Origin of the sequence: Sphingopyxis sp., from assembly GCF_016463645.1 — a bacterium.
GTDB lineage: Bacteria > Pseudomonadota > Alphaproteobacteria > Sphingomonadales > Sphingomonadaceae > Sphingopyxis.
Genome location: NZ_JAEMQX010000171.1, coordinates 1 through 6,226, shown reverse-complemented (window position 1 = coordinate 6,226; position 6,226 = coordinate 1). Strand labels below are relative to the sequence as shown.

Annotated in this window: 7 protein-coding genes; 6 read left to right on the top strand and 1 reads right to left on the bottom strand. The window is 70.6% G+C overall.

The features are described 5' to 3' along the window. Nucleotides 1–3: 3 nt before the first annotated feature. A complete protein-coding gene (gene glpX / locus JHC57_RS20380; RefSeq protein ID WP_294032421.1) occupies nt 4–972 on the top strand; it encodes a class II fructose-bisphosphatase in 969 nt (322 codons plus the stop codon). Between the two features lie 735 nt (nt 973–1,707). Here glpX and JHC57_RS20375 read toward each other — a convergent pair. Then, a complete protein-coding gene (locus JHC57_RS20375) occupies nt 1,708–2,220 on the bottom strand; it encodes a DUF4402 domain-containing protein (RefSeq protein ID WP_294032420.1) in 513 nt (170 codons plus the stop codon). Nucleotides 2,221–2,306: 86 nt separating this feature from the next. On the opposite strand from JHC57_RS20375, the gene JHC57_RS20370 reads away from it, so the two are divergent. From JHC57_RS20370 to JHC57_RS20350, 5 genes are all read left to right on the top strand, one after another. After that, nucleotides 2,307–3,386 (top strand): type III polyketide synthase, encoded by a 1,080-nt coding sequence (locus tag JHC57_RS20370; RefSeq protein WP_294032419.1) that lies wholly within the window; start codon nt 2,307–2,309, stop codon nt 3,384–3,386. Further along, nucleotides 3,383–4,096 carry a methyltransferase domain-containing protein gene (locus tag JHC57_RS20365; protein ID WP_294032418.1) on the top strand — a complete coding sequence of 238 codons (714 nt, stop codon included), beginning with the start codon at nt 3,383–3,385 and terminating at the stop codon, nt 4,094–4,096. The genes JHC57_RS20370 and JHC57_RS20365 overlap by 4 nt, the downstream gene beginning before the upstream one ends. Further along, complete coding sequence (locus JHC57_RS20360; protein ID WP_294032417.1) at nt 4,093–5,190, top strand: FAD-dependent oxidoreductase; 1,098 nt, start codon at nt 4,093–4,095, stop codon at nt 5,188–5,190. Before JHC57_RS20365 ends, JHC57_RS20360 begins: the two co-directional genes overlap by 4 nt. Before the next feature lie 102 nt (nt 5,191–5,292). Continuing rightward, a complete protein-coding gene (msrB, locus tag JHC57_RS20355; protein ID WP_294032416.1) occupies nt 5,293–5,700 on the top strand; it encodes a peptide-methionine (R)-S-oxide reductase MsrB in 408 nt (135 codons plus the stop codon). Nucleotides 5,701–5,756: 56 nt separating this feature from the next. Next, nucleotides 5,757–6,226, top strand: a 470-nt coding sequence (locus tag JHC57_RS20350) for a transglycosylase domain-containing protein (protein ID WP_294032415.1), incomplete at its 3' end; no start/stop codon positions are given.

Here is a 6,226-nt window from a genome sequence, read left to right as displayed (position 1 = left end):
GACATGACGAATAGCAGCAACCTCGACCGGGTGCTCGTGCTCGAAATGGTGCGCGTCACCGAAGCCGCGGCGATCGCCGCCGCGAAGCTGATCGGCCGCGGCGACGAAAAGGCCGCCGATGCCGCAGCGGTCGAAGCGATGCGCACCGCGTTCAACACGCTTTATATGGACGGCACGATCGTCATCGGCGAAGGCGAGCGCGACGAGGCGCCGATGCTCTATATCGGCGAGAAGGTCGGCAACGCGCCGGGCAAGGGCCCGAAGATCGACATCGCGGTCGATCCGCTGGAGGGCACGACGATCACCGCCAAGGCGGGACCCAACGCGCTCGCGGTGCTCGCGATCGCCGAGGAGGGCTGCCTGCTCAACGCCCCCGACGTCTATATGGACAAGCTCGCGGTCGGCGCCGGCTATTCGCCGGACATCGTCAATTTCGACAACAGCGTCCGCGAGAATGTCGAGGCGGTCGCGCGCGAGAAGGGCTGCAAGCCCGAACAGATCATCGTCTGCGTCCTCGACCGCCCGCGCCACGAGGCGATCATCGCCGAGCTGCGCCAGATCGGCTGCGGCGTCGCGCTGATCCCCGACGGCGACGTCGCCGGCGTGATCGCGACGACCAACCCCGAAACCAATATCGATATCTATATGGGGTCGGGCGGCGCGCCCGAGGGCGTGCTCGCCGCGGCGGCGCTGCGCTGCGTCGGCGGCCAGTTCAAGGGCCGCCTGCTGTTCCGCAACGACGACGAGCGCAAGCGCGCGAAGAAATGGGGCATCGAGGACCTCGAGCGCGTCTATGATCTCGAGGATCTGGCCAGCGGCGACGTGATCTTCGCCGCGACGGGCGTGACCGACGGATCGCTGCTGCGCGGCGTCAAGCGCCGCCGCGACGGGGTGATGACGACCGAGACGGTGGTGATGCGCGCCTCGTCGGGCACGGTGCGCTGGGTCAAGGGCGAGCATCGCCCGCACTGAGGCGCGGGCAGAGAGCGAAGGGAAAGATTTCACGCGGAGACGCGGAGACGCGGAGAGGAAGGGGGAGGCGGCGCAGCCGCGCATCAACAAACCCCCTTCATTCCGACGCCCCGCAGCCGCGCGCCGATCCCCTCCGCGTCTCCGCGTGAACCGGATATTCCGCGGCCCGCGCGCGCGTTTCCCGTTCTCGAAGGAACAGGCTGGTCCCGGATCAGCCGGACGAACCGCGTGCCTCGTTCAAGCGTGACGAAAGTCCGGGAACGACCGATTGCGGACGTTCAGTCCGCGAGCATTTTGCGCCGTTCCAACAACGTCAGGGTGATCAAGCATACGCTGGACGCGACACAGGACAAAGCGACAGCATCAAGCAAGCTAGCGCCGTCAATTGCCCACCAACTACCGCAGACGACGATAGGTCCTAAGATACAGAACGGAATGATGTATCGGTCTAAGGCATTCGCTCTAAACCAAACAATAGCGAGAACCGCCGCGATCCAAGGAAGCGACAATATCGCACCGACAAACGTGCCGACAAATGCTCCCGCGCCAAAGCCACCCGAGGTTCCAATCGTTCCGTAGAACCCGACGACCAACAGGCCCACGAGGTGAGCGATACCGAGACGCACTGCCAAAACTTGTCGACGACTGGGGCTTGCCATTCCCGGATCATAGCTTTTGGAGCTTTGCGAGGCAACGACCGCTCCCCACCCCGAAGCCGACGCCGTCCGCCGGTCGCTATTGATATTCGACCGTCACCGGAATGCGTCCGCGATAGTCGCCGTCGTCCTGCGCCGCGACCTGCAGGCGGCCGCCGAAGCGGAACGTCAGGCGGCCGTCGGGACCGAGTCGCGGCGCGGCGGCGAGGTCGGTGACGAGCCCGGTGACGCGCGCGGTGCGGCCGTGGCCGCTTTCGAGATCGACGCTGGCGGGCAGGATCACGCGGACCCCGGCGCCGGGCTCGCCGCGCACGGTGACGGTGCCGCTGAGTGCGAAGCCGCCCAAATCGACGACGTCGCCGCTGAGGCGGCGCGCGCCCGATGCGGGATCGATCTCGACCGCGCCGCCCATCGCGCCGACCGCTATGCGCCCCATGTCGAGGCGCGTTTCGACATCGATGCGGAGCGGCGCCCCGGCCGTGCCGACCGCCGCGCCCGCCGCCTTGTCCGGCGCGCACAGCATGCACTGCGCATCCGCCGCGGGCACAGCGCCCGACGCCAGCGCAAGGCAAAGGAAAAGACGCGATTTCACACCCGTCACGATAGCCCCGACGTGGTTAAGCTGCCGTAAAGCCGGCGCGGCGCTAATCGCTGGCCTGTTTCCCGCTTTTCGGCCACATGTGCGCGATGACAACACCCCCGCCGTCCCCCCGGCTCAACGCCCTCGCCACGGCGGTGCCGGGGCACGATATCCATCAATCCTTCATCGACTGGGCGACGCCGCGGCTGAGCGACGAGCGGGCCCGCGCGATCTTCACGCGCATGGCCGCGCGGTCGGGGATCGCGCATCGCTGGTCGGTGCTGCCGCCGACGGCCGACGGCGGTTCGCCGGTGGCGGCGGGCGGCTTTTACGACGTACCGGGCCTGCCGCCGACGTCGGTCCGCATGCGCGCCTATGCGGACCATGCGCCCGAACTGGCCATGCAGGCGATCGCCGGACTGGGGGATATGCTCGATCCCGCGCGGATCACCCATCTGGTCGTCGCGAGCTGCACCGGCTTCGTCGCCCCGGGGATCGACCAGATCATCGCGCGCCGTCTTGGCCTTTCCGTCGCGGTCGAACGCGTGCTGATCGGCTTCATGGGCTGTTACGCCGGGGTCACGGCGCTGCGCACGGCGCGGCATATCGTGCGGTCCGAGCCGGACGCCGTGGTGCTGGTGGTCAGCGTCGAGCTGTCGACGCTTCACCTCAGCCTCGCCGACGAGCCCGAACCCCTGCTCGCGATGCTGCAGTTCAGCGACGGCGCGGCGGCGGGCATCGTCTCCGCCGCGCCGCACGGGCTCGCGCTGGGCGAGGGGCGCAGCCTCGCGCTCGGCGCCAGCGAGGATCTGATCCGCTGGGACATCGGCGACAGGGGCTTCGAGATGACGCTGTCGGGCGAGGTGCCCGGGCGGCTGCGCGAAGCGCTGGCCGACGGGCCGGTCCAGCGGGCGCTGTTCGGCGATGGCGGACCGCCGCCGCTGCTCGCGGTCCATGCCGGCGGGCGGTCGGTGCTCGATGCGGTCGAGCATGCGCTGGGCGTCGCCCCCGAGGCGCTGTCCGACAGCCGTTCGGTGCTCGCGCGGTTCGGCAATATGTCGTCGGCGACGATCCTGTTCGTGCTCGCCGACATGATGGCGCGCGGCGCGAAGGGGCCGGGGATCGCGATCGCCTTTGGCCCCGGGCTCGCCGCCGAAGCGATCCGGTTCGGGGCATGAACCCCTTCGCGAGTCTCCGCGTCCCGATCGCGCGCGAGGAGGAGATGGACGCGGCCGGGCTGCCGCCCGCGCGCTATGCGAAGGTGCTCGCCGACCTGTCGCGGATCAACGCGCTGACGCTGGCGCCGCGCCCGACGCTGGGCTTTCTCGATCGCGTTCGCGCGCGCGGCGCCGGAGACCGGCCGTGGCGCATCCTCGACGTCGGGTTCGGCGCGGGCGACATGCTCGCGCGGATCGCGCGCTGGGGCGAGCGGCGCGGCGTCGCGCTCGATCTGGTCGGCATCGACCTCAACCGCAAGAGCGAGGCGGTCGCCGCGGTGCGGCTCGGCGACCGGGCCCGGCTGATCACCGGCGATTACCGGGATCTGGCGGGGCAGGGGTGGGACATCATCCTTTCGAGCCTCGTCACCCACCATATGACGCCGACCGAGCGGACCGGATTTCTGCGCTTCATGGAAAGCGAGGCGGCGCGCGGCTGGCTGGTCAACGACCTCCATCGCCGGCGGCTGCCCTTTGCCGGTTATCCGCTGCTCGCGGCGCTGGCACGGGTCGACCCGATCGTGCGGCGCGACGGGCAATTGTCGGTCGGGCGCAGCTTTCGCCGGAAGGAGTGGCGGGCGATGCTGGCCGAAGCGCTGCCGGACGGCGCCGACGAATGCCGCATCTTTCGCAGCTTTCCCTGGCGGCTGTGCGTCGAGCGGATCCGGTGAACGATGCGGTCGTCGTCGGCGCCGGGCCCGCCGGATCGGCGGCGGCGATCGGGCTGGCGCGGAGCGGCGCGGCGGTGCTGCTGATCGAGCGCGCGCGCGACGTCGGCGATGCGCTGTGCGGCGGTTTTCTGAGCTGGCAGACGCTGGCGCGGCTCGAGGCGCTCGGGGTCGACCGCGCCGCGCTCGGCGGGCAGCGTGTGACGCGCGTGCGGCTGTTCGCGGGGTCGCGGCGAAGCGAGACGATGCTGCCGGGCGAGGCCTGGGGCGTGTCGCGCCATCGGCTCGACGGCCTGTTGCAGGCGGCCGCGGTCGCCGCGGGCGCGGGGCTCGAGCGCGGCGTCCATGCGACGACGATCGGGGGCGGCGCGGTGCAGACGCGCGACGGCGCGCGGCTCGTGGCCCCGTCGCTCTTCCTCGCAACCGGCAAGCACGGCTTTCGCGGCTTTCCGCGCGAACCCGCCGCATGGCAGCGAAGCGACCCGGTCATCGGCCTGCGGCTGCGGCTCCCCGCGCATCCCGTGCTGGCCCGGCTGGTCGGCGACGCGGTCGAGCTGCATCTGTTCGATCGCGGCTATGCGGGGCTGGTGCGGCAGGAGGACGGGAGCGGCAACCTGTGCCTTGCCGTCCACAAGTCACGGCTCGACGAGGCGGGAGGCGAGCCGGCGGCCTTGCTGCGTCTGCTCGGCGATACGCTGCCGCATCTCGGCGAGCGGCTGGCGTATGCCGACCGGTCGCGCGCCGTCGATGCGATCGGCCATGTTCCCTATGGCTGGCGCGCCGTCGATACGGCGCCCGGCCTGTTCCGGCTCGGCGACCAGGCGGGGGTGATCCCGAGCCTTGCGGGCGAAGGCATGGGGTTGGCGATCGCGAGCGCCGCAGCGGCGGTCGCGGCGTGGCGGCGCGGCGGCGGCGACGCGGCACCGGGCTTTCAGCGCGGACTCGCGGCGCGCACGGCGCGGCCTTTCATGCTCGCCAATCTGGTCTGGCGGCTGGGCGAAAATCCGCGCACGGCGGGGCCGATGACGGCGGCGGCGTCACTTTTTCCGCCCCTGGTGCGAATAGCCTCCCGCGCGACGCGCATCGGCGGGCGCTGACGCCCCGGTGTCCCGGGCCATACCCCTTGCAGCGGCGCGCGCGCCGACCGATATCATGGACAAGAGCGGCGCCCGCGGGCCCCGCGGACAGGAGATAGTCCCATGACCGACCCGACCACCCGCAAGGATCTGGACCCGATGGCGCACCATGTGCTGCGCGAAGGCGGCACCGAGCGCGCCTTCACGGGCAAATATACCGATCACAAGGGCGACGGCGTCTATCGCTGCGCCGGATGCGGCGCGCCCCTGTTCGACAGCCGCACCAAGTACAACAGCGGATCGGGCTGGCCGAGCTACACCGCGCCCGCCGGCGATGCCGCGGTGACCGAGCATCGCGACGCGAGCCACGGCATGGTCCGCACCGAGGTGCGCTGCGCGAAATGCGAAGGTCACCTCGGCCACGTCTTTCCCGACGGCCCCGGGCCCGAGGGGCTGCGTTATTGCATCAACAGCGCGGCGCTTGACTTCGCGGACCGCGGGCAGGATGAGGCGCAGACGGGCGAGAGCTGAAACCCAGCTGCGCCGACTGACGCATCAGGGGCGCAGTGAGGGAAGGAATACGGGCTTTGCGCCGCGAGAGACAGCAGGCTTCGTCGAATAAATCGTCATCGTCCAGCAAAGGCAGCGGCTCGCCCCGTGGCGCGCCGCAGGGCTGGCGCCTGTGGCTGCGCCGCGCCTTGCGCTGGGGGATCGGCCTCGCGGTCGTCGGCCTCGTCGCGCTGGGCGTCGCGGTCGGCATCGCGGTGCAGCGCATGCCGAGTTTCGAGGAGCTCAAGAAATCGCCGGCGGGGCAGACGATCCGCGTCCGCGCCGCCGACGGCACCGTATTCCTGTCGCTCGGCCCCAATTACGGCCGCTGGCTGACCCTCCGGGAAACGCCGCAGGTGATGCAGGACGCGATGGTCGCGGTCGAGGACCGGCGTTTCCGCTATCATCCCGGGGTCGATCCCGTCGGCATGGCACGCGCCGCCGCGATCGCGCTGCAGAATCGCGGCAGCGGCCGGCGCCTGCAGGGCGCCTCGACGATCACGCAGCA

Excerpts from the sequence above, each read along its gene's own strand:
- glpX (WP_294032421.1), top strand. The coding sequence starts at position 4 with ATGACGAATAGCAGCAACCTCGACCGGGTGCTCGTGCTCGAAATGGTG.
- JHC57_RS20370 (WP_294032419.1), top strand. The coding sequence starts at position 2,307 with ATGTGCGCGATGACAACACCCCCGCCGTCCCCCCGGCTCAACGCCCTC.
- JHC57_RS20365 (WP_294032418.1), top strand. The coding sequence starts at position 3,383 with ATGAACCCCTTCGCGAGTCTCCGCGTCCCGATCGCGCGCGAGGAGGAG.
- msrB (WP_294032416.1), top strand. The coding sequence starts at position 5,293 with ATGACCGACCCGACCACCCGCAAGGATCTGGACCCGATGGCGCACCAT.